General features: G+C 61.1%; 21 protein-coding genes and 1 pseudogene. 18 read left to right on the plus strand and 4 right to left on the minus strand.

What is annotated here, in order from left to right:
• The first annotated feature begins 126 nt into the window (after nucleotides 1-126).
• The 3 genes from J1G37_RS00100 to J1G37_RS00110 all read left to right on the plus strand — a co-directional run bounded on the left by J1G37_RS00100 (nucleotide 127) and on the right by J1G37_RS00110 (nucleotide 2,733).
• Nucleotides 127-993 (plus strand): LysR substrate-binding domain-containing protein, encoded by an 867-nt coding sequence (locus J1G37_RS00100; RefSeq protein WP_207039744.1) that lies wholly within the window; start codon nucleotides 127-129, stop codon nucleotides 991-993.
• A 91-nt stretch (nucleotides 994-1,084) separates the two neighbouring features.
• Nucleotides 1,085-1,555 (plus strand): RidA family protein, encoded by a 471-nt coding sequence (locus tag J1G37_RS00105; RefSeq protein ID WP_207039745.1) that lies wholly within the window; start codon nucleotides 1,085-1,087, stop codon nucleotides 1,553-1,555.
• On the plus strand, nucleotides 1,552-2,733 hold the full coding sequence (locus tag J1G37_RS00110; RefSeq protein WP_207039746.1) for an aminotransferase class V-fold PLP-dependent enzyme: 1,182 nt from the start codon (nucleotides 1,552-1,554) through the stop codon (nucleotides 2,731-2,733). Before J1G37_RS00105 ends, J1G37_RS00110 begins: the two co-directional genes overlap by 4 nt.
• Here J1G37_RS00110 and J1G37_RS00115 read toward each other — a convergent pair.
• On the minus strand, nucleotides 2,730-3,071 hold the full coding sequence (locus J1G37_RS00115) for a hypothetical protein (RefSeq protein ID WP_017735922.1): 342 nt from the start codon (nucleotides 3,069-3,071) through the stop codon (nucleotides 2,730-2,732). The genes J1G37_RS00110 and J1G37_RS00115 overlap by 4 nt on opposite strands.
• A 220-nt stretch (nucleotides 3,072-3,291) precedes the next feature.
• Here J1G37_RS00115 and rapA point away from each other — a divergent pair, with 220 nt between their 5' ends.
• The gene (rapA, locus tag J1G37_RS00120; protein ID WP_207039747.1) at nucleotides 3,292-6,138 is read left to right on the plus strand and encodes an RNA polymerase-associated protein RapA; all 2,847 of its coding nucleotides are present in this window, start codon (nucleotides 3,292-3,294) and stop codon (nucleotides 6,136-6,138) included.
• Between the two features lie 147 nt (nucleotides 6,139-6,285).
• On the opposite strand, the gene J1G37_RS00125 is transcribed toward rapA, so the two are convergent.
• Nucleotides 6,286-7,632 (minus strand): MFS transporter, encoded by a 1,347-nt coding sequence (locus J1G37_RS00125; protein WP_207039748.1) that lies wholly within the window; start codon nucleotides 7,630-7,632, stop codon nucleotides 6,286-6,288.
• 251 nt (nucleotides 7,633-7,883) lie between these two features.
• Here J1G37_RS00125 and J1G37_RS00130 point away from each other — a divergent pair, with 251 nt between their 5' ends.
• The 3 genes and pseudogenes from J1G37_RS00130 to J1G37_RS00140 all read left to right on the plus strand — a co-directional run bounded on the left by J1G37_RS00130 (nucleotide 7,884) and on the right by J1G37_RS00140 (nucleotide 13,028).
• Nucleotides 7,884-8,249 carry a YkgJ family cysteine cluster protein gene (locus J1G37_RS00130; protein WP_207039749.1) on the plus strand — a complete coding sequence of 122 codons (366 nt, stop codon included), beginning with the start codon at nucleotides 7,884-7,886 and terminating at the stop codon, nucleotides 8,247-8,249.
• 139 nt (nucleotides 8,250-8,388) lie between these two features.
• Nucleotides 8,389-10,653 (plus strand): bifunctional diguanylate cyclase/phosphodiesterase, encoded by a 2,265-nt coding sequence (locus tag J1G37_RS00135; protein ID WP_207039750.1) that lies wholly within the window; start codon nucleotides 8,389-8,391, stop codon nucleotides 10,651-10,653.
• 204 nt (nucleotides 10,654-10,857) lie between these two features.
• A pseudogene (locus J1G37_RS00140) lies at nucleotides 10,858-13,028 on the plus strand (hypothetical protein).
• Between the two features lie 308 nt (nucleotides 13,029-13,336).
• Here J1G37_RS00140 and J1G37_RS00145 read toward each other — a convergent pair.
• Nucleotides 13,337-13,639 carry a DUF2288 domain-containing protein gene (locus tag J1G37_RS00145; RefSeq protein WP_017735930.1) on the minus strand — a complete coding sequence of 101 codons (303 nt, stop codon included), beginning with the start codon at nucleotides 13,637-13,639 and terminating at the stop codon, nucleotides 13,337-13,339.
• Nucleotides 13,640-13,980: 341 nt separating this feature from the next.
• Between J1G37_RS00145 and J1G37_RS00150 the strand changes: the two genes are divergently transcribed.
• The 9 genes from J1G37_RS00150 to J1G37_RS00190 all read left to right on the plus strand — a co-directional run bounded on the left by J1G37_RS00150 (nucleotide 13,981) and on the right by J1G37_RS00190 (nucleotide 21,690).
• A complete protein-coding gene (locus tag J1G37_RS00150; RefSeq protein ID WP_207039751.1) occupies nucleotides 13,981-15,108 on the plus strand; it encodes a branched-chain amino acid ABC transporter substrate-binding protein in 1,128 nt (375 codons plus the stop codon).
• Nucleotides 15,109-15,337: 229 nt separating this feature from the next.
• Complete coding sequence (gene livH / locus J1G37_RS00155; protein ID WP_017735932.1) at nucleotides 15,338-16,261, plus strand: high-affinity branched-chain amino acid ABC transporter permease LivH; 924 nt, start codon at nucleotides 15,338-15,340, stop codon at nucleotides 16,259-16,261.
• On the plus strand, nucleotides 16,258-17,511 hold the full coding sequence (locus J1G37_RS00160; protein ID WP_017735933.1) for a high-affinity branched-chain amino acid ABC transporter permease LivM: 1,254 nt from the start codon (nucleotides 16,258-16,260) through the stop codon (nucleotides 17,509-17,511). Before livH ends, J1G37_RS00160 begins: the two co-directional genes overlap by 4 nt.
• Entirely contained in the window at nucleotides 17,508-18,275 is a 768-nt protein-coding gene (gene livG / locus J1G37_RS00165; protein ID WP_017735934.1) for a high-affinity branched-chain amino acid ABC transporter ATP-binding protein LivG, read from the plus strand. The genes J1G37_RS00160 and livG overlap by 4 nt, the downstream gene beginning before the upstream one ends.
• A gap of 1 nt (nucleotide 18,276) precedes the next feature.
• Nucleotides 18,277-18,978 carry an ABC transporter ATP-binding protein gene (locus tag J1G37_RS00170; RefSeq protein WP_017735935.1) on the plus strand — a complete coding sequence of 234 codons (702 nt, stop codon included), beginning with the start codon at nucleotides 18,277-18,279 and terminating at the stop codon, nucleotides 18,976-18,978.
• Between the two features lie 258 nt (nucleotides 18,979-19,236).
• Complete coding sequence (locus J1G37_RS00175) at nucleotides 19,237-19,533, plus strand: DUF2282 domain-containing protein (RefSeq protein WP_207039752.1); 297 nt, start codon at nucleotides 19,237-19,239, stop codon at nucleotides 19,531-19,533.
• A gap of 23 nt (nucleotides 19,534-19,556) precedes the next feature.
• Nucleotides 19,557-20,435, plus strand: a complete 879-nt coding sequence (locus J1G37_RS00180) for a DUF692 domain-containing protein (RefSeq protein WP_207039753.1) — start codon at nucleotides 19,557-19,559, stop codon at nucleotides 20,433-20,435.
• Entirely contained in the window at nucleotides 20,432-21,208 is a 777-nt protein-coding gene (locus J1G37_RS00185) for a DNA-binding domain-containing protein (RefSeq protein WP_207039754.1), read from the plus strand. The genes J1G37_RS00180 and J1G37_RS00185 overlap by 4 nt, the downstream gene beginning before the upstream one ends.
• Nucleotides 21,205-21,690, plus strand: coding sequence for a DoxX family protein (locus J1G37_RS00190; RefSeq protein WP_207039755.1), 486 nt, complete (start codon nucleotides 21,205-21,207; stop codon nucleotides 21,688-21,690). Before J1G37_RS00185 ends, J1G37_RS00190 begins: the two co-directional genes overlap by 4 nt.
• On the opposite strand, the gene J1G37_RS00195 is transcribed toward J1G37_RS00190, so the two are convergent.
• Entirely contained in the window at nucleotides 21,687-22,595 is a 909-nt protein-coding gene (locus J1G37_RS00195) for a LysR family transcriptional regulator (protein ID WP_207039756.1), read from the minus strand. The genes J1G37_RS00190 and J1G37_RS00195 overlap by 4 nt on opposite strands.
• Nucleotides 22,596-22,698: 103 nt before the next feature.
• Between J1G37_RS00195 and J1G37_RS00200 the strand changes: the two genes are divergently transcribed.
• Nucleotides 22,699-23,298, plus strand: coding sequence for a short chain dehydrogenase (locus J1G37_RS00200; RefSeq protein WP_207039757.1), 600 nt, complete (start codon nucleotides 22,699-22,701; stop codon nucleotides 23,296-23,298).
• A gap of 95 nt (nucleotides 23,299-23,393) precedes the next feature.
• Complete coding sequence (locus J1G37_RS00205) at nucleotides 23,394-24,065, plus strand: hypothetical protein (RefSeq protein WP_207039758.1); 672 nt, start codon at nucleotides 23,394-23,396, stop codon at nucleotides 24,063-24,065.
• The last annotated feature ends 89 nt before the right edge of the window (nucleotides 24,066-24,154 follow it).

Below are 24,154 nucleotides of genomic sequence, written 5' to 3' on the forward strand. Positions count from 1 at the left end.
GGCTTACGTTGTGGCGGGAATGCCTCAATAATGCGGCCTGCCCCGCCCGACGGCAAATCAGCGGGCGACAAAATGCAGGCCATCGCCCAAAATCGGCACTTCTCTCAGGCAACGGAGCGCACCCAAGTGGCACTGCACAAGGACCTTCCGCCCTTGCTGGCCCTACGCGCCTTTGAGGCCGTGGCGCGGCACTTGAGCTTTATCAAGGCGGCGCATGAGTTGTCGGTGACCCAGAGCGCACTGAGCCATCACGTGCAAAAACTTGAGCAGCACTTGGGCAAACCGCTGTTTATCCGACGCACCCGTGCGATTGATCTGACTGGCGACGGCCAACGCTACTACGACGAAATCCGCCCAGCCCTCGATGCCATCGCTGCCGCCACCCGCTTCCAGCGCGCCGCGCCCAGCACCACGGTGTTGCGCATCGGCCTGCTCGCCTCCTTCGCCACCTTGTGGCTGGCGCCGCGCCTGGCCGACTTCCTGAATCGGTATCCACATATCCAAGTGGAATTGTTACCGGCGATTCAACTGGCTGACGTCGCCGCCGCCGAAGTAGACCTGGCGATACGTTATGGCAAGGGCGATTGGCCCGATGTGCAGGCCACCCCCCTGATGGCAGAAGTGATCTCGCCGGTGTGCAGCCCGGCGTTCAAGGCACGGCATGACAGCCCGCTGTTGATGGCCACCTCCCACCGGCCGTTCGAATGGACCGATTGGTCCGCGCACTACCACGTCGATCTCGCCAGCCACCCACGCGTGATGCTGCACGACTACAACATCGTGGTCGAAGCCGCCGTGGCCGGCCAGGGCATCGCCATGGGCCGCCACCGCTTGATCGAGCGCCGGCTCAAGGATGGCAGCCTGGTGCAAGCCTTCGACTGGCCGCCCTATCACAGTGACATCGGCTACTGGCTGATCGCCCCCCAAGGCCCTGCCGGCGCGGCGGCCGAATGTTTCAGCCAATGGCTGAAGGCCGCCTGCCGCGATGCATGAGTTTTTTCGATTCGTCGAGTGAGATCTATCCGTTTGTCGCCAATGATCCCGGCCGACATGCTCAAGCCTCTTTTACCGACGAGGATTGATCATGAGCGACTCCCTGCGCGAACGCGTGCAAGCCCTCGGCCTCACGCTGCCGACACCCAGCCAGCCAGCTGCCAAGTACATCAACTATGTGATCAGCGCGAACCAGCTGTTCGTCTCCGGGCAAATTCCGCTGGTGGAAGGCCAACCGGCCTACGTCGGGCGACTGGGCGAATCCCTCAGCGATGAGGAAGGCACCCAGGCCGCCGAACTGGCAGCGCTGGGCCTGCTGGGGCAATTGAGCCATGCACTGGGGGATGACCTGTCACGTCTGGTGCACACGGTACGCCTGGGGGTGTTTATCGCCAGCAGCGCCGAATTCACGCACCAGAGCGCAGTCGCCAACGGTGCATCGAACCTGCTGGTGAATGCCCTCGGCGACAAGGGTCGGCATGTGCGCACCGCCGTCGGGGTGGCCAGCCTGCCCGCCGGTGTCGCGGTGGAGGTGGACGGGATTTTCGAGCTGCAACCATGAGCCTGCTCGACACCCAAGCGCTGCGCGACGCCACGCCAGGCTGCCAATCCGGCATCGTGCATTTCAATCATGCCGGTGCCTCGCTGCCGAGCCAGGCCACCCTCGCTGCAATCATCGCGCAACTGCACCGTGAAGCCCGCGACGGCCCGATGGAAGCCGGCGAGCATGGCGCCCAGCTATTGGAAAACGCCCGCCGCGCCGCTGCGCAATTGCTCAATGCGCCGGCTTCGTGCATTGCCTTCGCCAGCAGCGGCTCGGCGGCCTGGAACATGGCGTTCCAGGCGTTGGCCCCGTGGCAGCCGGGCGACCGAATCCTGGTGGGCCGCCATGAATGGGGCGGCAACCTGGCGAGCATGCAGCTCGCGGTGCAAGCCGGCGCCCGCATAGACGTTATCCCCTGCGATGCAAGCGGCGCGGTATGCCCGCTGGCGCTGGAAGCCATGATCGACGCCCACGTGAAGCTGATCGACCTCACCTGGCTGCCGGCCAACGGCGGCCTGATCAACCCGGCGCAGGCCATTGGCGAGGTCGCCAAAAAACATGCGATCCCTTATTTCATCGACGCCGGCCAAGCCGTCGGCCAGGTGCCGGTGGATGTGCAGGCGCTGCACTGCGATGTGCTCAAATCGGCGGGCCGCAAGCACCTGCGCGGGCCGCGCGGCACAGCGCTGCTATATGTGCGGCCGGCGTTCCTCGCGCAGTTGAACCCGGCCCAACGCGATGTGTTTTCCGCGCCCTGGACGGTCGACGGCTTCGAGCTGCGCAACGACGCCCGCCGTTTTGAAACCAGCGAAGTGTCCTACGCCTTATTGGCGGGATTGGGCAATGCGTTGCAGGAGATAAATCGAGTGGGTATGGAGCAGGTGTGGGAAACCGTCGGACAGACCAGCCAGCAGATTCGCGAAGCGCTGCGGCAGATCCCTCGCATTGCCTTGCATGATCTGGGCGCCAGCCAATCGGGCCTGATCGCCTTCAACCTGGCCGGTTGGGACGCCTTTGAACTGAAACGGCGGCTGGGTTTGCAGGGCATCAACATCGGCGCCAATGGCGTCGCCTACACCCCGCTGGACATGCAGGCACGCGGCCTGGCCAGCGTGGCGCGGATTTCCGTCAGCCCACTCAATAACGCGGATGACATCGAGCGGCTGCTGGCCGCCCTGCGGGCATTGCGCGGCTAGACTTCGACGTCCACCCATAAGCCCTGGCGCGGTGCATCTTCAATCAGCGGGATCACCGGCACGGTATTGTCGGCGTTGAGCACATCCCCCGGAATCGCCAGGTGCTGCTCCGGGTCTTCGTCGGCTTCACGCCGGCGTTTCTGCTGCTCTTGCTGGCGCCGCTGTTCTTCGCGCAGCAGCAGGGTCGATTGCTCGGCGTCACGGTTTTTCAGGTCGATGGTGCTTTCATTGGAGCCCGGTTGTACTGGCACCACGGGCGGGATATCCGGCTTCTGGCGCACCGGATCGAGTTGTGACGTGACCGGCACAACGCTCACGGGCAGCATGGGTGGCAGCATAAGGTTTACTCTCCTGGTCAACAGGCTGTCGGCGCGCCGCAGTGCGACTTGAGCGCGCACTCGCCAAGCTGTGACCCAGTCGACACTCCCAAGTGCCCGCCACCCGTCGATCCGACTTCCGCGCAGCCACGCAAACGGAGTAGTTTTTGTCAGGAGTCCTTTGGCTGAGGGCCGTGTTCCGTTAAGATAGCCGGCTTTTTCACGGCGGGAGTCAGGCAGCATGGCGCAGCAGTATCAACCGGGGCAACGCTGGATTAGTGACAGCGAAGCAGAGCTGGGGTTAGGCACCGTTCTGGCACAGGACGGCCGCTTGTTGACCGTGCTCTATCCGGCCACTGGCGACACCCGCCAGTATGCGCTACGGAATGCGCCCCTCACCCGCGTGCGGTTCTCGCCGGGTGACAGCATCACCCATTTCGAAGGCTGGAAAATGACCGTACAGGAAGTCGACGACGTTGACGGCCTGCTGGTCTACCACGGCCTCAATGGGCAGAACGAGCAGGTCACCCTGCCGGAAACCCAACTGTCCAACTTCATCCAGTTCCGTCTGGCCAGCGACCGTCTGTTCGCCGGGCAGATCGACCCGCTGGCCTGGTTCTCGCTGCGCTACCACACCCTGGAACACACCAGCCGCCAGTTGCAATCCGCGCTGTGGGGCCTGGGTGGCGTGCGTGCACAACCGATCGCCCACCAATTGCACATCGCCCGTGAAGTCGCTGACCGTATCGCGCCGCGGGTATTGCTGGCCGACGAAGTAGGCCTGGGCAAGACCATCGAAGCCGGCCTGGTGATCCATCGCCAGCTGCTGTCGGGCCGCGCCAACCGCGTGCTGATCCTGGTCCCGGAAAACCTGCAGCACCAGTGGCTGGTGGAAATGCGCCGCCGCTTCAACCTGCAGGTTGCGCTGTTCGACGAAGAACGCTTTATCGAAAGCGATGCCGCCAACCCATTCGAAGACACCCAGCTTGCCCTGGTTGCGCTGGAGTGGCTGGTGGACGACGAGAAGGCCCAGGACGCGCTGTTCGCAGCCGGTTGGGACTTGCTGGTGGTCGACGAAGCCCACCACCTGGTCTGGCACGAAGAGAAAGCCAGCCCGGAATACGCACTGGTCGAACAACTGGCCGAAGTGATCCCTGGCGTACTGCTGCTCACCGCCACCCCGGAACAACTGGGCCAGGACAGCCACTTCGCGCGCCTGCGCCTGCTGGACCCGAACCGCTTCCACGACCTGGCCGCCTTCCGCGCCGAGAGCGAGAACTATCGCCCGGTGGCCGAGGCCGTGCAGGAGCTGATGGACAAGGGTCGCCTGTCGCCCAAAGCGCATAAAACCATCCAGGGTTTCCTCGGTGACGAAGGCGAAGCCCTGCTTACCGCCGTCAACGATGGCGACACCGAAGCCAGCGCACGCCTGGTGCGTGAGCTGCTCGACCGCCACGGCACCGGCCGCGTGCTGTTCCGCAACACCCGCGCCGCCGTGCAGGGTTTCCCGGAACGCAAGCTGCACGCCTACCCGCTGGCAAACCCGGACGAATACCTCGAACTGCCGCTGGGCGAGCACGCCGAGCTGTACCCGGAAGTCAGCTTCCAGGCACAACCGGACATCGAAGAAGAACACCGCTGGTGGCGCTTCGACCCTCGGGTCGAGTGGCTGATCGACCAGCTGAAAATGCTCAAGCGCACCAAGGTCCTGGTGATCTGCGCCCACGCCGAAACCGCCATGGACCTGGAAGACGCCCTGCGCGTGCGTTCCGGTATTCCGGCCACGGTGTTCCACGAGGGCATGAACATCCTCGAACGTGACCGCGCCGCCGCCTACTTCGCCGATGAAGAGTTCGGCGCCCAGGTGCTGATCTGCTCCGAGATCGGCAGCGAAGGCCGCAACTTCCAGTTCTCCCACCACCTGGTGCTGTTCGACCTGCCGTCCCACCCCGATCTGCTGGAACAGCGCATCGGTCGTCTGGACCGGATCGGCCAGAAACACGTGATCGAACTGCACGTGCCGTATCTGGAAACCAGCCCGCAAGAGCGCCTGTTCCAGTGGTACAACGAAGCGCTGAATGCCTTCCTCAACACCTGCCCGACCGGCAACGCCTTGCAGCATCAGTTCGGCCCACGCCTGCTGCCGCTGCTGGAAGCCGCCGACGACGGCGAGTGGCAAGCCCTGATCGATGAGGCCCGCACCGAGCGCGAGCGCCTGGAGCAAGAGCTGCACACCGGCCGCGACCGCCTGCTGGAACTCAACTCCGGCGGCGCCGGCGAAGGCGATGCGCTGGTCGAGGACATCCTCGAGCAAGACGATCAGTTCGCCCTGCCGATCTACATGGAAACCCTGTTCGATGCGTTTGGCATCGACAGCGAAGACCATTCGGAAAACGCGCTGATCCTCAAGCCGAGCGAAAAAATGCTCGACGCCAGCTTCCCCCTGGGCGACGACGAAGGCGTGACCATCACCTACGACCGCAACCAGGCGCTGTCGCGCGAAGACATGCAGTTCATCACCTGGGAACACCCGATGGTGCAAGGCGGCATGGACCTGGTGCTGTCCGGTTCGATGGGCAACACCGCCGTGGCGCTGATCAAGAACAAGGCGCTCAAGCCGGGCACCGTGTTGCTGGAACTGCTCTACGTCAGCGAAGTGGTGGCACCGCGCGCCCTGCAACTGGGGCGTTACCTGCCGCCGGCGGCCCTGCGCTGCTTGCTGGATGCCAATGGTAATGACCTGTCGGGCCGTGTGTCGTTCGTGACCCTCAACGACCAACTGGAAAGCGTGCCACGGGCCAGCGCCAACAAGTTCATCCAGGCTCAGCGCGACCAACTGACGCCACGGATCAACGCCGGTGAAGAGAAGATCACCCCGCAACATGCCGAGCGCGTGGCCGAGGCCAAACGTCGCCTGGCGGCGGACACCGACGAAGAACTGGCGCGGTTGACCGCGTTGCAGGCGGTCAACCCGACTGTGCGTGACAGTGAGTTGGTGGCGTTGCGTAACCAGCGTGAGCAAGGGTTGGCGATGCTGGACAAGGCCGCGCTGCGGTTGGAAGCGATTCGAGTGCTGGTCGCCGGCTAAACAAGAAGGCCCGCGCAATGCGGGCCTTTTTTATTTGCCTTTCGGGCCTCATCGCAGGCAAGCCAGCTCCCACAGTTGACCGAGTTCCAACGTTGGAATGCAGTCAACTGTGGGAGCTGGCTTGCCTGCGATGAAGTCACCTCGGTCTCAAGCTGCCACCGCCGAACCCGGCACCTCCACCGCACTCAACCCCTCTTTCATCTTCTTGGCATCCCGCACAAAACACCGCGACGCCTGGAACAGAAACAGCATGGTCAAGAACAGCGCCACCGGAATCAGGTACATGGCGTCATGCAACCCCACCGCCTTATAAGCCTCGGTCATCTGCTCCGCCCCTGCCGCATACATCGCCGAATGGGCAAAATGGTCCGACAAGCCCCCCACCACGATCGGCCCCATGCCACCGCCCAGCAAGTACAGCCCGGCAAAAAACAGCGCCATCGCCGTGGCCCGCAGACGCGGTTCGACCACGTCCTGGATCGCCGTGTACACGCAGGTGTAGAAGTTATAGGCAAACAGCCAGCCCACACTGAATACCGCGACAAACACGCCAATCTCAATGCGCCCCGCATGCAAAGCCCAGGCAGTGCACACCGTAGAGACAATCAAGCTGAATGCCGCAAACAACAGACGGCCATTGGCGACGCGTTGATGGATCTTGTCGGCAATCCAACCGCCCAGGGTCAGGCCCACCAAACCGGTCAGGCCGACGATGACCCCGGTGGCCACCGCCGCGTCCTGCAACGGCATCAGGAAATAACGCTGCAGCATCGGCACCAGGAACGAGTTGCAGGCATAGGTGGCAAAGTTGAAGCACAGCCCCGCCAGCACCAGCCACAGGAAGGTCGGCACCGCCAGGACGCGGCGGATCGGGCGGTCCACACGCTCCTGGGACACTTGCACGGTCTCCGCCGCGCCGCGCTTGGGTTCCTTGATATAGAACATGAACACCGCGAGGATCATCCCCGGCACGGCGGCGATAAAGAACGGCGCGCGCCAGCTGTCGAATGCCTTGACCATCCAGCCGATGGTAAAAAACGCCAGCAACAGGCCCAGGGGCAAGCCAAGCATAAAGATGCCCATGGCCCGGGCGCGGCGGTGGGCGGGAAACAGGTCGCCGATCAGCGAGTTGGCGGCCGGTGCGTAGCTGGCCTCGCCGATACCGATGCCCATGCGCACCAGCAAGAAGGTCCAGAAACTGCCGACCAGGCCATTGACCGCCGTCAGCCCGCTCCAGGCAAACAGGCCCCAGCCCATCAGTTTGCTGCGCGAACCAGTGTCGGCCATGCGCCCGAGGGGCAGGCCGGCAATGGCGTAGACGATGGTAAAGGCGGTGCCGATGATGCCGAGCTGGAAGTCGCTCAGGTGCCATTCCATGCGGATTGGCTCGATGATGATCGCGGGAATGGTGCGATCGAAGAAATTGAACAGGTTGGCGAGGAACAGCAGGAACAGAATGCGCCAGGCATTCGCCGCTTGGGTCGAGTTCTGCATGGGTCCGTCTCTTTTATTGTTATGAGAGCTGCGATGCCCGATGCATCCTGCCCGGTATCAGCAACATAGTCAGGCTGGCGGCGCTTGTCTGTAATGATTCGTAAAGCTGATAGGGCATGATTTCACCCACGATCCTGGGACTTTCCCTACGAAAATATATGTGTGCGCCCCCCTTCCCAACGGCCATGGCGCAGATAGAATGGCGAGCCTTCCGGTAGTCCCCCCTCTTACTTTTCTTATCGATGACGTCCATGTCCGAAGCCAGTCCGTGCCTGAATTGTGGTGCCTGCTGTTCACACTTTCGTGTGTCTTTTTTCTGGGGCGAGTGCGCCTCATCCGGCGGGACGGTACCGGACGAGTTGGTGGTGCAGATCAACCCGACACGCGTGGCGATGATCGGCACCGACCAGAAACCCGTGCGTTGCTGCAGCCTTGAAGGGGAAGTGGGCAAAGGCACCACTTGCTCGATCTACGCGCAACGGTCGAGCACCTGCCGCGAGTTTGAGGCGTCCTGGCACGAGGGCGTGCAGAACGTCGATTGCGATGCCGCCCGCGCCGCCTTTGGCCTGGCGCCGCTGGAGATGCCGTTCGAGTTGGACCTGCCCATCAGCGCTTAGCATCAAACGCTATGGCCGGCATGCCAAAATCGTTGAGAGCAAAGTGCCATTATCCGTGGCGAATTCCGCGGGGCTTCTATACTCGAGGTCGTAGGCCATTGCTGTAGGCAATGGCGCAACGACTTTTACGGGACATGCTATGGAATGGCTTGGTCTGCATTTCTTTACCGAGCTTCCAGAGAACGGGCATTTATTACTCAATTGCAGTCATAACCCCTTCCTGGTTCTGCTGGCCTACCTGGTCGCCTGTGCGGCGGGTTTTGGCACCCTTGATATGGCTGAACGGGTTGGCCACGTCGAAGACCCAACCGCCCGTCGCCGCTGGCGCTGGCTCGGCGCCGGTTGCCTGGCCGGCGGCATCTGGTCCACCCACTTCATCAGCATGCTGGCCTTCCAGGCCCCCATCGCCATTCATTACGAATTGATCATGACGTTCGCCTCGCTGCTGATCGCCATGATCGCATCGCTATTCGCCATGAAAACCCTCAGCCATACCCATTTGCGGTTCCATCAGTACCTGTTGGCATCGGTATGGATGGGCCTGGGCATCGCCTTGATGCACTACGTGGGCATGTCGGCCATGCGTTCCCAGGCCCAGGTGTACTTCGAATCGGGGCTGTTCATGGCCTCGGTGGGTATTGCCATCGGTGCCAGTTTGGCGGCGCTGCTGCTGTCGAGCTACCTGCGCAACGGTGCCGGGGTGTTCCACCAATTGCTCAAGTACGCCGCCAGCCTGGTGCTGGGCGCCGGCATCCTGAGCATGCACTTCACCGGCATGGCCGCGATGCGCATGCTGGTGCCCGCCGGCGCGGACCTGTCGCTGCCACTGGACAACAACCCCATCCAGCTCGGCCTGTCCGTGGCGGTAATCACCCTGCTGGTGATCGGCAGCAGCGTCAGCGCGGCCCTCGCGGATAAAAAGCTGCAACATAAGGAACGCGATCTGCGCCGGGTCAACGCCTTGCTCACCGAACTGGATCAGGCGCGCGCCTCCCTGCAACAGGTGGCGCATTTTGACGCCTTGACCAGCCTGCTCAATCGGCGTGGCTTCAACCAGATCTTTGCCGAGAAACTGGCGGAAAAAACCGCGTCACACGGCATGATGGCGGTGATCTTCCTCGATATCGACCACTTCAAACGCATCAACGACAGCCTCGGCCACGATGCGGGCGACCAGTTGCTCACCGTGCTCGCCGCGCATATCAAGGGTTCGGTGCGCAGCCATGAAGACGTGGTCGCACGGTTTGGCGGCGATGAGTTCTGCATTCTGATCAGCGTCCATCACCGTGACGAAGCCCGGCACATGGCGCAGCGCATCATGCAAAAAATGAAAGAGCCCATCGAACTGGCCGGGCGGCGCATGGTGATGACCACCAGCATTGGTATCAGCCTGTTTCCCGATGATGGCCTCACCGGTGAAGAATTGCTGAAAACCGCCGACCTGGCGCTGTACCAATCCAAGGACGCCGGGCGTAACAGCCTGACCTTCTTCAGCTCCAACCTGAAAACCCGCGCCTTCCTCGAACTGCAACTGGAAGAAGAACTGCGCGGCGCCCTGCGCGCGCGCAACCAACTGGTGCTGTTCTACCAGCCGATCTTCGACATGAAGCTGGGCAAGGTCACGCGCCTGGAGGCTCTGGTGCGCTGGCAGCACCCCGTGCATGGCCTGCTCGCCCCGGACCGTTTTATCGGCATCGCCGAAAACAATGGGCTGATTGCCGATCTGGACCACTGGGTATTGCGCCAGGCCTGTCATGACCTGAGCCTGTTGTCTGACCGCGGCTACACCGAATTGACCATGGCCGTGAACTGCTCGGCGCTCAACCTGGCCCGCGACGAACTGGCCGATGAGATCGAAGATGCCCTGCGTTTCAGTGGCATCGCTGCGCACCGCCTGGAACTGGAAGTCACCGAAAACGCACTGATGGGCAATATCAGCAGCACCCTCGCCCTGTTGCGGCAGATCCGTGCGCTGGGCGTCTCGCTGGCCATCGATGACTTCGGCACCGGGTATTCATCCCTCGCCTACCTCAAGCGTTTGCCGCTGAACACCTTGAAGATCGATCGCTCATTTATCCAGGACATCCCCAAGTCCACCGCCGACATCGAGATCGTCCAGGCGATTATCGGCATGGCCCACACCCTGCACCTGCAAGTGGTGACCGAAGGCGTGGAAACCCAGGCGCAATTCGAGCTGCTGCTCAAGCATGGCTGCGATTACGTCCAGGGTTACCTATTGAGCCCGGCAGTGTGTGCCGCCGACGTTATCGGTGTCATCCAGGGCATTCAGATGCGTAATCCGTTGTACCCGTTCAGCGTGGCGGGCACCAAGGATGCGCTAGCCCCCAGAGCCTCCTCCCCGGTCCGTATCGGCCCCACTTCGGTGATTCGGCCAATTCGCTGACGCCGAAACTTTGGCATTTCGCCATCATTTGCTTAAAGAAACCCGACAGACGGCCGATTCATCAGAGTCCGGTCACGATTTCCCTTGAAAAAGCAGGGTTAAACCCGAGCGTCCCGGACGAAAACGCACTGTAAAGTCGCGAACTCCCATTCAGTGATGGCTCCTTGAATTCTTCCAGCCATCCGTCCAAGTACATGGCGCCCAATGACTTCCAAAAATAACTCTGCCACCGTGGTCCCCGACGTGTTGCCGACAGCACCTGCGGAAAAATCCCCAGGCTCAAAGTCATTGAGCAGCGCCCGCCCGCTGGCCACCCAGCAATACTTGTACTTCACCGAAACCAATACCGACCGCATCCTCGACAACCTCGACGGCCTGCGCGACATGGTGTTCCCGCGCCTGCCCCAGCAGGAAGGCGACGGCGACCCGCGCAACGAGCAGGAGTTTCCCTCGGTGTGCCTGATCGGCCTGGGCCGCTGCGGTTCGAACATCGCGCTGGACGTCGCCGAACTGGTGTACAACGCGCGTAAGTTCTACCTGAACGAATTCAGTAACGAAGACAAGTCGGTGGACAAGGGTTACAGCCCGGCCCAGTGGATCCGCAACAACCTGCGCCTGGGCGGCGGCAAGGCCAGCAAACCCGTGTTCCTGGTGGAGCCGCTGGTGATGCTGGGCGACTTGGACAAGGACATCGCCGGGCGCATCCGCTTCTCGCGCAAGGGCGAAAAAAGCGGCTTTTTACGCGACTACAGCAAGATGAAAATCATGGACCTCTCGGAAGTCCATGCCGGAGGCGCCGGTAACGCGCCGATCCTCGGCCAGTACCTGGCCAAGATCATCCTCAACAAAGACACCCAGCGTTTCTCCAGCCCTGACTGGAAGATGATCCACTCGTACCTGATCGACTCCTGCGGTATCAAGGCCAACCAGTCGCGCCTGTACTTCTCGATCTTCAGCGCCGGCGGCGGTACCGGCTCGGGCATGGCCTCGGAATTCGGCCTGGCCCAGCAACATTCGTACATGAACAAGACGTTCGACACCAAGCCCGCCGACGAGCACGACAGCAAGAGCGGCCATGCGTTTGTGTTCGAGCCGATCTTCACCAGCGGCATCTGCGTGCTGCCGAATATCTCCGACCACCGCAGCGAAATGTCCGAGGCGCTGCACATCAACGCCGGGCGTTTGCTCTGCAAGTATCTGTCGGAAGAATGGGATTTCTCGTACAACTTCGCCAACGAAGACAGCAGCGAAGCCAGCGTGAAGGGACGCATCCGGCCGTGGAACGCGATGATGCTGATCTCCAACGACATCATGCGTTACGCCGAAGAAAGCGATGACGGCAATATCCAGAACATTGACGTCAATGCCATGGAAAAACACGCCAACCAATACATCTCCCAGCAGATCTTCAACATCCTCACCGCCCAGGCGGTAACCACCGACTACGACCAGAACTACTTCCGTCGCGCCGGTATCGACATTGGCGAGACCATCCGTCTGGATGCCAACGACCTGTTCATGAGCCTGGCCGGCCCGGTGGCGATTGCCTACGCCGAATCCGTCGTCCCGGAAACCCCGGCGCCGTCCAATGACAAGTTCAAGGTGTTCGATAAAGAACCGCAGCGCCTGAACATCGACGACCTGTTCTTCCGCTCCATCGACCTGCCACACTTCAACAAGGTCACCCAGGCCATCGAAGGCATTTGCCAATCGAGTCCAAGCGCTACAAGGCGTCCCTGGAGCAGTACAAGAATTCCGGCTACGACGCGGCGGCACTGCACGACCTGCACTTCTTCAAGAACTGCTCGTCGGTGGTGTCCATCGTCTCGTTGCCCAAGGACTACAAACTGTCCTACATGGACCTGAACCGGCTCAAGACCCACCTCAACAGCCTGTTCCCCAACACCACGCTCAAGCGCTATGCCTTGGTGATCGGCGCTTCGGCCAACCTGTCGCTGACCACCCTGATCGCCAAGAGCCCGTGCCTGTCGGATGATTTCCTCACGCTGATCGTGGCGTTTATCAAACGCTGCTTTGCGCGCAACCCGTACCGCTTCGATGAGACGCTGGACAACTCGATCCTGGACTTCATCATCCACGAGGACTTCGACGAAGACCGCATCGACGAGTTGCTCAACGAGTTTGAAAACCCGGCGAAGATCCTCGATACCAACTGGTACGCGATCAAGCCGATGTATGAGAAGAAGTACCGCGAGCTGATCAACGACAAGGAGAAGTTTGTCTCGATCAATGATATTCGCCTGTCACGAGATTGCGTGAAGAAGGCGATCAAGTACCTGCGCGAGATCTACCGTCATCGCATCGGCAAGACCAAGGTTATTTCGTTGAATAACCATACTGGAAAAACGGCTTAGACCGAGTTGTTCCCTTCGCGAGCAAGCCCGCTCCCACATTTGACGGTGTGCATCCTGTAGGAATGCAGTCGAGTGTGGGAGCGGGCTTGCCCGCGAAAGCGGTAGCCCAGACAACAAACCTTTCGATCTTGGAACACCTGGAAACAATTCCCCGGCGTTCCCGCCAGCGCCTTAACTGTTCCCGTGACGTGCACGTCACCCTCGGCTGTGACCTTTCTCTACGGCAAGATGCCATCACGGCGTCAGCAGTTACTCCGCTACACACTTCTGCCTGGGAAAAACACGCACCTTTTTTGTGCGCGGTTTTCTTACGCTGCCCTTTCCTGGATCAGAATCCACGGCGAAACCACCACGGCCCATAGGCTCGGATCACGCTCGACCAGGTCCAATGCCCGCGTCGCAGACACTTCGCCAAGGCTGCCCGAGGCCAGCCAGGCAGCGACTTTGTCACGGTTGTCCTCGGCCATTCCTTCGGCGGCCTCGATCAAATCCAGGCCGGCATCGACCCACAATAGGGCACCCTTGGCAAAGAACGGTTCAAGCTCCTTCCAGGAAATTTCGGCGGTTTCACCGAGCAGCTTGGCATAGAGGGTGCTAGGTTCTTGCGTCATGGGAGTTCACCTTGGGGAAAAAACGGCGCAATCATAACGTCACGCCCCAAGTAGAAAAACCCAGTTGCAAATGAGGCATCGATAGAAAGTGTCAGAAAAGCCAAGGATTGCCCGAGACTCTGGCATCAACCCGCCGCAATTCTGTCTTTTTCTTTCATTTAAGCGACACGCCCGGGTTTTGCCCCCAGCAGCCAGCTTTTCAAGCGATCAACCGGCGCTCTACACTGTACCGGTACAGTTGCCAGGCCGCTGCCGGGGGGATATCCGAGATATCCGATCCGGTTCTGCAGCTCACAAGGCCGCTAGAACTATAAAAAATACAACAGTAAGAGTGGAGCACTATGAATAAGGCTACTAAGCAGATTTCCAAACTGTTTGCCGCTATGGTCCTGGCTGGGGTTGCCGGCCATTCGTTCGCAGCTGATACCATCAAGATCGGTATCGCCGGGCCTAAGACCGGTCCTGTGACGCAATACGGTGACATGCAGTTCACCGGCGCCAAGCAAGCCATCAAAGATATCAACGCCAAGGGCGGCGTAGACGGCAAGATGCTTGAAGCCAAGGAATACGATGACGCTTGCGATCCTAAACAAGCGGTTGCCGTAGCCAACAAAGTGGTCAACGACGGCGTCAAGTTTGTAATCGGTCACCTCTGCTCCAGCTCCACTCAGCCAGCGTCCGACATCTATGAAGATGAAGGCGTGATCATGATCACCCCAGCCGCCACCAGCCCGGACATCACTGCCCGTGGCTACAAGCTGGTCTTCCGCACCATCGGCCTGGACAGCGCCCAGGGCCCAGCGGCCGGCAACTACATTGCCGACCACGTCAAGCCGAAAGTCGTTGCCGTCCTGCACGACAAGCAGCAATACGGTGAAGGCATCGCCACTGCCGTCAAACAGACCCTGGAGAAGAAAGGCACCAAGGTTGCCGTCTTCGAAGGCCTGAACGCCGGCGACAAAGACTTCTCCTCGATCATCCAGAAGCTCAAGCAAGCCAACGTCGACTTCGTCTACTACGGCGGCTACCACCCAGAGCTGGGCCTGATCCTGCGCCAAGCCCAGGAAAAAGGCCTGAAAGCCAAGTTCATGGGCCCAGAAGGCGTCGGCAACGACTCCATCTCGCAAATCGCCCAGGGTGCTTCCGAAGGCCTGCTGGTGACCCTGCCGAAGTCGTTCGACTCCGAGCCTGAAAACAAGGCCATCGTTGACGCCATCAAGGCTGACGGCAAGGACCCAAGCGGCCCGTTCGTGTTCCCGGCCTACTCCGCCGTTGAACTGATCGCAGGCGGTATCGCTGCCGCGAAGAGCGAAGACACCGCCAAAGTGGCAGCCGCCATCCACGCGGGCACCTTCAAGACCCCGACCGGCGACCTGAGCTTCGACGCCAAGGGCGACCTGAAGGACTTCAAGTTCGTGGTCTACGAATGGCACTTCGGCAAACCAAAAACCGAAGTTTCCCCTCAGTAAGCCAGGCATTACTGGTCCAACAAGCCCACTGTGAGAGCAGTGGGCTTTGTTTTACGAGGTTTATGGGCCTGTCACCCGCGATCCGGGCGCTGGCTCACCTGAAAATCTTAAAACCGTCACCAGCGGTTCGCTGGCAAACGCTTTGTGCAAATGTGCTCATAGAACACAGCGCAGGGCCGGAACATGACTCCACCAGTGAAATGCGTATCGGGTTTTTAGGAGCGCTGTAATGCCTGAGATCTATCATTTTTTCCAACAGCTGGTTAATGGCCTGACCATTGGCAGCACCTATGCCTTGATAGCCATTGGCTACACAATGGTTTACGGCATCATTGGAATGATCAACTTCGCCCATGGCGAGGTGTACATGATTGGTTCCTACGTGGCCTTTATCGCCCTTGCCGGGCTGGCCATGATGGGTATCCACTCCCTGCCGCTGTTGATGACCGCCGCGTTTATCGCGTCAATCGTTGTAACCAGTGCCTATGGCTACAGTATCGAGCGTGTTGCCTACCGTCCCTTGCGTGGCAGCAACCGTTTGATCCCGCTGATTTCCGCCATCGGTATGTCGATTTTCCTACAGAACACCGTATTGCTGTCCCAGGATTCCAAGGATAAATCCATCCCTAACCTGATCCCTGGGAGCATCTCCTTCGGCCCGGGCGGCGCGGAAGAAGTGCTGATTTCCTACATGCAAATCCTGGTCTTCGTCGTCACCCTGGTGGCGATGCTGGGCCTGACCCTGTTCATCTCCCGCTCCCGTCTGGGGCGCGCCTGCCGGGCTTGCGCCGAAGACATCAAGATGGCCAACCTGCTGGGCATCAACACCAATAACATCATCGCCCTGACCTTCGTGATCGGTGCCGCACTGGCCGCCGTCGCGGCGGTGCTGCTGAGCATGCAGTACGGCGTGATCAACCCCAACGCCGGTTTCCTGGTGGGCCTCAAGGCCTTTACCGCAGCGGTCCTGGGCGGCATCGGCAGTATCCCGGGCGCGATGCTCGGTGGCCTGGTGCTGGGTGTGGCCGAAGCGTTCGGTGCCGATATCTTCGGCGACCAATACAAGGACGTCGTGGCGTTCGGCCTGTTGGTTCTGGTGCTGTTGTTCCGTCCGACCGGCATTTTGGGCCGCCCGGAGGTTGAGAAAGTATGAGCAGATATCTTAAATCGGCGTTTTTCAGCGCGCTGTTGGTGTGGGCCGTTGCGTTCCCGGTACTCGGCCTCAAGCTGAGCATTGTCGGCATCAACCTGGAAGTGCATGGCACCGGTCCCGTGACCCTGACCATCATTGCCCTGTGCTCGGTGCTGATGTTCCTGCGCGTGCTGTTCACCCAGCAGGTCGGTGCCTTGTTCAAGGGCAACCGTGGTCCGTTGGTGTCGCCCAAGGTCAGCCAATTCCTGACCCTGCCGCGCACCCAGCGCTACATCATCATCGGCCTGATCGTGGCCGCCCTGATCTGGCCGTTCTTCGGCTCGCGCGGCGCGGTCGATATCGCCACCCTGATCCTGATCTACGTGTTGCTGGGCCTGGGCCTGAACATCGTGGTGGGCCTTGCCGGCCTGCTCGACCTGGGTTATGTGGGTTTCTACGCCGTGGGTGCCTACACCTACGCGCTGCTCTCGCACTACCTGGGCTGGAGCTTCTGGATCTGCCTGCCACTGGCGGGCATGGCGGCAGCCACGTTCGGCTTCCTGCTGGGCTTCCCGGTACTGCGCTTGCGCGGTGACTACCTGGCCATCGTGACCCTGGGCTTCGGTGAAATCATCCGGCTGTTCCTGCGTAACCTCACCGATATCACCGGTGGCCCCAACGGCATCAGCAGCATTCCCAAGCCCACCTTCTTCGGGCTGTCGTTCGACCGCAGCGCCGCCGAAGGCATGCAGACCTTCCACGAGTACTTCGGGATCGACTACAACCCGGTGAGCAAAGTGGTGTTCCTGTACCTCGTGGCGCTGTTGCTGGCACTGGCCGCCTTGTTCGTGATCAACCGCCTGCTGCGCATGCCGATCGGCCGTGCGTGGGAAGCGCTGCGCGAAGATGAGATCGCTTGCCGGGCCCTGGGCCTGAACCCGACCATCATCAAGCTCTCCGCATTCACCCTGGGTGCTGCGTTCGCCGGTTTTGCCGGCAGCTTCTTCGCCGCTCGCCAAGGCTTGGTGACCCCGGAGTCGTTCACCTTTATCGAATCGGCGATCATCCTCGCCATCGTGGTACTGGGGGGCATGGGCTCGCAGCTGGGCGTGATCCTCGCGGCGATCGTGATGATCCTGCTGCCGGAAATGATGCGTGAGTTCAGCGAATACCGCATGTTGATGTTCGGCGCCATGATGGTGCTGATGATGATCTGGCGTCCTCAAGGCCTGCTGCCCATGCAACGTCCACACATGGAGCTGCGCAAATGAGCCGCGAGATCCTGAAAGTCGAAAATCTGAGCATGCGCTTCGGCGGTTTGCTGGCGGTCAACGGCGTGGCCCTGACCGTGAAAGAGAAACAAGTGGTTGCCTTGATCGGCCCTAACGGCGCCGGCAAGACCACGGTGTTCAACTGCCTCACCGGCTTCTACAAGCCGAGCGGCGGCAGCATCCTGCTGGACGGCCAGCCGATCCAGGGCCTGGCCGGCCACGAGATCGCCCGCAAGGGCGTGGTGCGCACCTTCCAGAACGTGCGGTTGTTCAAGGACATGACGGCGGTCGAGAACCTGCTGATCGCCCAGCACCGTCACTTGAACACCAACTTCCTGGCGGGCCTGTTCAAGACCCCGGCGTTCCGCAAGAGCGAGCGCGAGGCCATGGAATTTGCCGCGTACTGGCTGGACAAGGTCAACCTCACCGAGTTTGCCAACCGCCCTGCCGGCACCCTGGCCTACGGCCAGCAACGTCGCCTGGAAATCGCCCGCTGCATGATGACCCGCCCGCGGATCCTCATGCTCGACGAACCGGCCGCCGGCCTGAACCCCAAGGAAACCGAAGACCTCAAGGCGCTGATCAGCGTGCTGCGTGAGGAACACAACGTCACCGTGCTGTTGATCGAACACGACATGAAACTGGTCATGAGCATTTCCGACCACATCGTCGTGATCAACCAGGGCACGCCGCTGGCCGACGGAACGCCGGAGCAGATCCGCGACAATCCTGAAGTGATCAAAGCCTATTTGGGGGAAGCGTAAAATGCTGCAATTCGAAAACGTTTCCACTTTCTACGGCAAGATCCAGGCCCTGCACAGCGTCAACGTGGAAGTGCGCCAAGGCGAGATCGTCACGCTGATCGGCGCCAACGGCGCGGGCAAATCCACCTTGCTGATGACCCTGTGCGGTTCGCCCCAGGCCCACAGCGGCAGCATCCGCTACATGGGTGAGGAACTGGTGGGCCTGCAATCGTCGCAGATCATGCGCAAGAGCATTGCCGTGGTGCCGGAAGGTCGTCGGGTGTTTTCCCGCCTGACGGTGGAAGAGAACCTCGCCATGGGCGGGTTCTTTACCGACAAGGGCGACTTCCAGGAGCAGATGGACAAGGTGCTGCACCTGTTCCCACGGCTCAAGGAGCGCTTCAGCCAGCGCGGCGGCACCATGTCTGGCGGCGAGCAGCAAATGCTCGCCATCGGCCGCGCGCTGATGAGCAAACCCAAGCTGCTGCTGCTGGACGAACCGTCCCTGGGGCTGGCGCCGATCATCATCCAGCAGATCTTCGACATCATCGAACAGCTGCGCAAGGACGGTGTGACGGTGTTCCTGGTGGAGCAGAACGCCAACCAGGCGCTGAAAATCGCCGACCGCGCCTATGTCCTGGAAAACGGCCGGGTGGTGATGGAAGGCTCGGGCGAGCAATTGTTGACGGATCCGAAGGTGCGTGAGGCGTACCTGGGCGGCTAAGAGAAGGTTGCTGTAGGAACCGGCTCTAAAATGTGGGAGCGGGCTTGCTCGCGAATACGGTGGATCAGCCAAATATCTGTTGGCTGACACTCCGCATTCGCGAGCAAGCCCGCTCCCACATTTGCTTTGTGTGATCCTTAAATTTCATGAAACCTGAAATTATTTTTAGTGGGTTTGTAACGGATCCAACCCTCCTGTCTCTAGTGGTACAAGCAGGCACTCAAGCCCGCCAACTCAACCCACTGCTGGAGATCCACCATGACCACCAAACTGTCCGCCGCCACCCTCGTCCTGGCCCTCGGTTCCGCCCTGAGCCTGTCCGCCCTGACCTCCACCGCCCACACGGCCGACGACATGCAGAAATGCTTCGGCGTCGCTGAAGCCGGCAAGAACGATTGCGCTGCGGGCGCCGGCACCTCCTGCGCAGGCACGTCGAAAACCAAAGACCAGGCCAACGCCTGGAAACTGGTCCCGGCCGGCACCTGCACCCAAACCCCAAGCTCCACCTCGCCGACCGGTTTCGGCCAGGAAGCAGCCTTCAGCGCAAAATCCTGATTGCCGGCCCAGCCTGAGTACTGATGATGACCCTTTCATCCTTGCCAGCCGTCTCCCAGGCTCAGGCGCCCGGCCTGCCGCGCCGGGCTGGGCTGGGGCTCAAGCACGAGCACTTCGCCGAAGTGCTCGAGACTGCCCCCGACATCGGCTTTTTTGAAGTGCACGCCGAAAACTACATGGTCGCCGGCGGGCCATTTCACCACTACCTGGGATTGATCCGCGAGCAGTACCCGCTGTCATTGCACGGTGTGGGCCTGTCCATCGGCGGCGAAGGCCCGCTGGACCGTGCGCACCTGGCACGGCTGGCCACGCTGATCGAGCGTTATCAACCTCACTCCTTTTCCGAACACCTGGCCTGGTCAAGCCACGGCCCGGTGTTTCTCAATGACTTGCTGCCTCTCGCCTACGATGCCGCCACCCTCAAGCGTGTTTGCGAACACGTGGATCAGGTGCAAAGCACGCTCAAGCGGCCAATGCTGCTGGAAAACCCGTCAACCTACCTGCAATTCCAGCGCTCGACCCTGGACGAGACGGACTTCATCAGCGAAGTCATCCGCCGCACGGGCTGTGGCTTGCTGCTGGACGTCAACAACGTCTATGTGTCGTGTATCAATCATCAACGCGAACCACTGGCCTACATCGACGCACTGCCGTTGCACGCCGTGGGTGAGATTCATCTGGCAGGGTTTGCCGAAGACACCGACAGCCTCGGCGACCGGTTGCTGATCGACGATCACGGCGCGCCCATCGACAACGCCGTGTGGCGCCTGTACGAAACCGTGCTGGCACGCATCGGCCCGGTGGCCACGCTGATCGAACGGGATAACCAGGTGCCGGCTTTCAGCGTCCTTCACACTGAGGCTCAACAGGCCGATTGGCACTTGTCGCAGGTACTCTCATGAGCCTCCACGACACGTTTTCCCGCGCCCTGCTGGCGCCTGACCTGCCCTGCCCCGAGGGGCTGTTCAGCAGCAACGGTGCCGACCCGGCCAGCCGCTTTGCGGTGTACCGCAACAACGTACACAGCGCGTTGATCAATGCGTTGGCCGCGGCACACCCGGTGACCTTGCAATTGGTGGGCGACGATTTCTTTCGCGCCATGGCCGGCCTCTACGTACAGGCCAGTCCGCCAACCAGCCCGATGATCAGTGAGTACGGCGACTCATTTGCCGCGTTCATCCGCGGCTTCGAACCCGCTGCCAGCGTGCCGTACCTGGCCGATGTCGCCCAGCTTGAACGTCTGCGCGTGCAGGCTTATCACGCCGCGGATACGCCCGGCCTGGATCAGCACGCCGTCCTCCAGCACCTGCAAAACGGGGCAGACCTGGGGACGTTGCGCCTGCAACTGCACCCGTCCCTCGCCACACTGAACAGCGCGTATGCCGTGGTTGCCGTGTGGGCCGCACACCAGACCGAAGGCGCCATGGCCACTTTGAACCCCTGGCACCCACAGAGTGCGCTGGTGTTGCGCCAGGGCCTGGGCGTCAAGGTGTTCGCCATCGACAGCGGCGCCGTGGCGTTTATCAACCGCCTGAACCACGGCTCAACGCTGCAACTGGCAGTCGCTCATGCCCTTGAGGCGTCCACCGAGTTCGACCTGCACAAATGCCTGTCACTGCTGGTCAGTCACGAGGCCATCACCCATCTGCACCTGGAACAAAAGGTATCGCCATGAACACTGCACCCACCTGCCTGATAAAACAGGCAATCGCGCTTTTAGAGAAAATCCCCTACAGCCTGATCGCCTTTCTCGCACGCTTCTCCATCGCAGCGGTGTTCTGGAAGTCGGGGCAAACCAAGGTCGAAGGTTTTGTCGTTGACCTGATCAGCGGCACCTTCCAACTGGGCGAGCCGCGCCTCGCGGCCTCGACACTGCCGTTGTTTCGCAGTGAATATCACGTGCCATTGCTGTCGCCGGAAGTGGCCGCGCACATGGCGGCGTTTGCCGAGCACTTCTTCCCGGTGCTGATCCTGGTGGGCTTTGCCACACGCTTTTCGGCCCTGGCGCTGATTGGCATGACGTTAGTCATTCAGGTGTTCGTCTACCCGGATGCCTACCCGACCCATGGCACCTGGCTTGCCGTGCTGTTGCTGCTGGCGGCCAAAGGCCCGGGGCGCCTGTCCATCGACCACCTGATCGCCCGACGCTACGGCTAAAGACGGTCCAGGGCCTCGCCGCTGCGCTTGAACCAGTCCACCAGGTAATCGGCCAGTACCTGAGTGCGGCGAGGCAGGCCGCCTTGATAAGGATGGACCAGGTACATCGGCATGCTCCGCGTCTGATAATCCCGCAGGAGCCAGCGCAAGCGTCCGTCAGCCAATTCCGCCGGCAATACGTAGGAAGGCAGGCGCGCAATACCGGCCCCCACCAAGGCGGCCTTCTTCAGCAGGTTGTAGTGGTTGGACGCGAAGGTGCCGCTGACCCGCACCCGCAACAACTCATGTTGCTGGTGGTACAGCCACTCTTCGCGGCCGCTGTAGTGGCTGTTGAGCAGGCAGGTGTGGGCAGCCAAGTCCGCCGGCACCTGCGGTTCGCCGTGCTGTTCCAGGTAGGCCGGGCTGGCGCAGGTCATTTCATGCCAGGCCAGCAGCGGCTTGACGACCAGACGCTCGTTTTCAATCGCGCCCGAGCGCACCCCCAGATCAAAGCCATCCCGTGCCAGGTCACGGTAGCTGTTGTTCAGCTCCAACTCGATCTGCACCTGCGGGTATTGTTTGGAAAACTCCAGCAACAAGCCATCAAAGAAGGTTTCGCCCAGCGACACCGGAACCGTCATACGTACAGGCCCGGCCAAATCGTCTTTCAGCCGAGCCAATGCCTGACGGGCGCGATCAACCTGCACCACCAGCGCCTGCGCCTGGGGCAACAACGCCGCACCGGCAGCGGTGAGGCTCAGCTTGCGCGTGGTGCGATGCAGCAAGACCACGGAAAACTGCGCTTCCAACTGGCTGATGCGCTTGGACAACTGCCCCTTGCTGCAACCCAATTGCTCAGCCGCCACGGTGAAACTGCCCGCTTCAATCAGCACGGCAAAGGCCGCCAGGTCATCCATTTCGCTCATGGATTGTTTCCAATAGAAAACCAAAGGTTGCCTATTAGCACGTTTATCCATGAAAAAAGCCACTCTAGACTGAAACCTCACTTACCCCTGGAGGAACAGCCCCATGAAAATCCTATTGATTGGTGCCAGCGGCACCGTCGGCTCGGCGATCAAGGCAGAACTGGCACAGCGTCACGAGGTCATCAGCATCGGCCGCAGCAGCGGTGACTTCCACGTCGACATCAGCGACAGCGCCTCGATCCGCGCGCTGTTTGAACAGACCGGCACGTTTGACGCCCTGGTGTGCGCGGCGGGTAGCGTGAACTTCGTAGCGTTGGGTGACATGAGCGAAGCCGATTTTGAGCTGGGCCTGCGCGACAAGTTGATGGGCCAGGTCAACCTGCTGCTGATCGGCCGCGAGTACGCCAACGACGGCGCCTCGTTCACCTTCACCAGCGGCATTCTCAACCGTGACCCGATTCGCACCGGTGCTTCGGCGGCGCTGGTCAATGGCGCACTGGATGCGTTCGTGAAAGCGGCGGCGATTGAGTTGCCACGAGGCCTGCGCGTCAACTCCGTAAGTCCTACGGTGCTGGTGGAAGCCATGGGCAGTTATGCGCCGTATTTCCGCGGCTTCAAACCCGCTTCGGGGGCTGATGTTGCATTGGCCTACGCGAAAAGCGTCGAGGGCTTGCAGACCGGTCAGACCTTTATCGTCGGCTGACCTTCACGTCCGACAGAATCGCCTGAAGCTGGCAGGCGGGCTTGTGATGCGGCGCCAGCCTGCGTAACGTGGCGGCACTTGTCTGGAGACCCTCTATGCGTGCCGCACGTACCCTTGCCCTGTTTGCCCTGCTCCCCCTGTTCGCCGCCTGCCAGATGTTCGAAAGCGAGCCGGCCAAGCCGTCAACGGCCGGCCTGACCCGCATGCAGGGCGAGCTCACGGCGGTCAATGGCAAGCTGCTGTTCCAGCCGTGCAACGACAAACGCAACTACGTGGTCAACGATAGCGGCGGCACCAGCATCCTGCAGGAAGCCGCCTCCCTGGCCGGCCAGCAAGGCGCGCTGTTCGCCGACCTGCGCGGCAAGTTCTCCGGTGTAGCCAGCGGCACCCAGGGCAACGTGGACTTGCAGCAGCTCTATCGTGTGGAGCGCTCGACCTCGGCCTGCAACGACCCGGACTTCAAGCGCATGACCCTGCGCGCCAACGGCCACAAACCGGCCTGGGCGATGAATGTCACGGCCAAGGGCATGGTCCTGGAGCGTGAAGGCCAGCCGCCATTGGCGGTGCCATATGTGGAAGAGCAAATCGGTGACGGTCGCTTCAACCTGATGACCGAGGCCAACAACCAGCACGTCGAGCTGTGGGTGGCCCCTCAACGCTGTGTGGACAGCGCCAGCGGCAGCCTGCAGCACATGACCGCCGAATTGCGCATCAACGGCCAGGTACAGCGCGGTTGCGCGGCGTTTGGCGGCTCGCGCGACGACTGACGCGGCCCTAGGTTGTTTTAACATGACGGGAAATGTCCATTGGGGCTTATAATCACCGGTTTGCAAAACAGCCGGCCTCTTTGTCTGCC

It is taken from the genome of Pseudomonas sp. Marseille-Q1929 (assembly GCF_017316265.1).
Taxonomy (GTDB): Bacteria; Pseudomonadota; Gammaproteobacteria; order Pseudomonadales; family Pseudomonadaceae; genus Aquipseudomonas.

Bases quoted from the DNA above. Each gene is read 5' to 3' on its own strand.
- J1G37_RS00125 (WP_207039748.1), bottom strand. From the start codon at position 7,632: ATGCAGAACTCGACCCAAGCGGCGAATGCCTGGCGCATTCTGTTCCTG.
- J1G37_RS00105 (WP_207039745.1), top strand. From the start codon at position 1,085: ATGAGCGACTCCCTGCGCGAACGCGTGCAAGCCCTCGGCCTCACGCTG.
- J1G37_RS00110 (WP_207039746.1), top strand. From the start codon at position 1,552: ATGAGCCTGCTCGACACCCAAGCGCTGCGCGACGCCACGCCAGGCTGC.
- J1G37_RS00115 (WP_017735922.1), bottom strand. From the start codon at position 3,071: ATGCTGCCACCCATGCTGCCCGTGAGCGTTGTGCCGGTCACGTCACAA.
- livG (WP_017735934.1), top strand. From the start codon at position 17,508: ATGAGCCGCGAGATCCTGAAAGTCGAAAATCTGAGCATGCGCTTCGGC.
- J1G37_RS00160 (WP_017735933.1), top strand. From the start codon at position 16,258: ATGAGCAGATATCTTAAATCGGCGTTTTTCAGCGCGCTGTTGGTGTGG.
- J1G37_RS00145 (WP_017735930.1), bottom strand. From the start codon at position 13,639: ATGACGCAAGAACCTAGCACCCTCTATGCCAAGCTGCTCGGTGAAACC.
- J1G37_RS00185 (WP_207039754.1), top strand. From the start codon at position 20,432: ATGAGCCTCCACGACACGTTTTCCCGCGCCCTGCTGGCGCCTGACCTG.
- livH (WP_017735932.1), top strand. From the start codon at position 15,338: ATGCCTGAGATCTATCATTTTTTCCAACAGCTGGTTAATGGCCTGACC.
- J1G37_RS00195 (WP_207039756.1), bottom strand. From the start codon at position 22,595: ATGAGCGAAATGGATGACCTGGCGGCCTTTGCCGTGCTGATTGAAGCG.
- J1G37_RS00170 (WP_017735935.1), top strand. From the start codon at position 18,277: ATGCTGCAATTCGAAAACGTTTCCACTTTCTACGGCAAGATCCAGGCC.
- J1G37_RS00130 (WP_207039749.1), top strand. From the start codon at position 7,884: ATGTCCGAAGCCAGTCCGTGCCTGAATTGTGGTGCCTGCTGTTCACAC.
- J1G37_RS00180 (WP_207039753.1), top strand. From the start codon at position 19,557: ATGATGACCCTTTCATCCTTGCCAGCCGTCTCCCAGGCTCAGGCGCCC.
- J1G37_RS00175 (WP_207039752.1), top strand. From the start codon at position 19,237: ATGACCACCAAACTGTCCGCCGCCACCCTCGTCCTGGCCCTCGGTTCC.
- rapA (WP_207039747.1), top strand. From the start codon at position 3,292: ATGGCGCAGCAGTATCAACCGGGGCAACGCTGGATTAGTGACAGCGAA.
- J1G37_RS00205 (WP_207039758.1), top strand. From the start codon at position 23,394: ATGCGTGCCGCACGTACCCTTGCCCTGTTTGCCCTGCTCCCCCTGTTC.
- J1G37_RS00190 (WP_207039755.1), top strand. From the start codon at position 21,205: ATGAACACTGCACCCACCTGCCTGATAAAACAGGCAATCGCGCTTTTA.
- J1G37_RS00200 (WP_207039757.1), top strand. From the start codon at position 22,699: ATGAAAATCCTATTGATTGGTGCCAGCGGCACCGTCGGCTCGGCGATC.
- J1G37_RS00150 (WP_207039751.1), top strand. From the start codon at position 13,981: ATGAATAAGGCTACTAAGCAGATTTCCAAACTGTTTGCCGCTATGGTC.
- J1G37_RS00135 (WP_207039750.1), top strand. From the start codon at position 8,389: ATGGAATGGCTTGGTCTGCATTTCTTTACCGAGCTTCCAGAGAACGGG.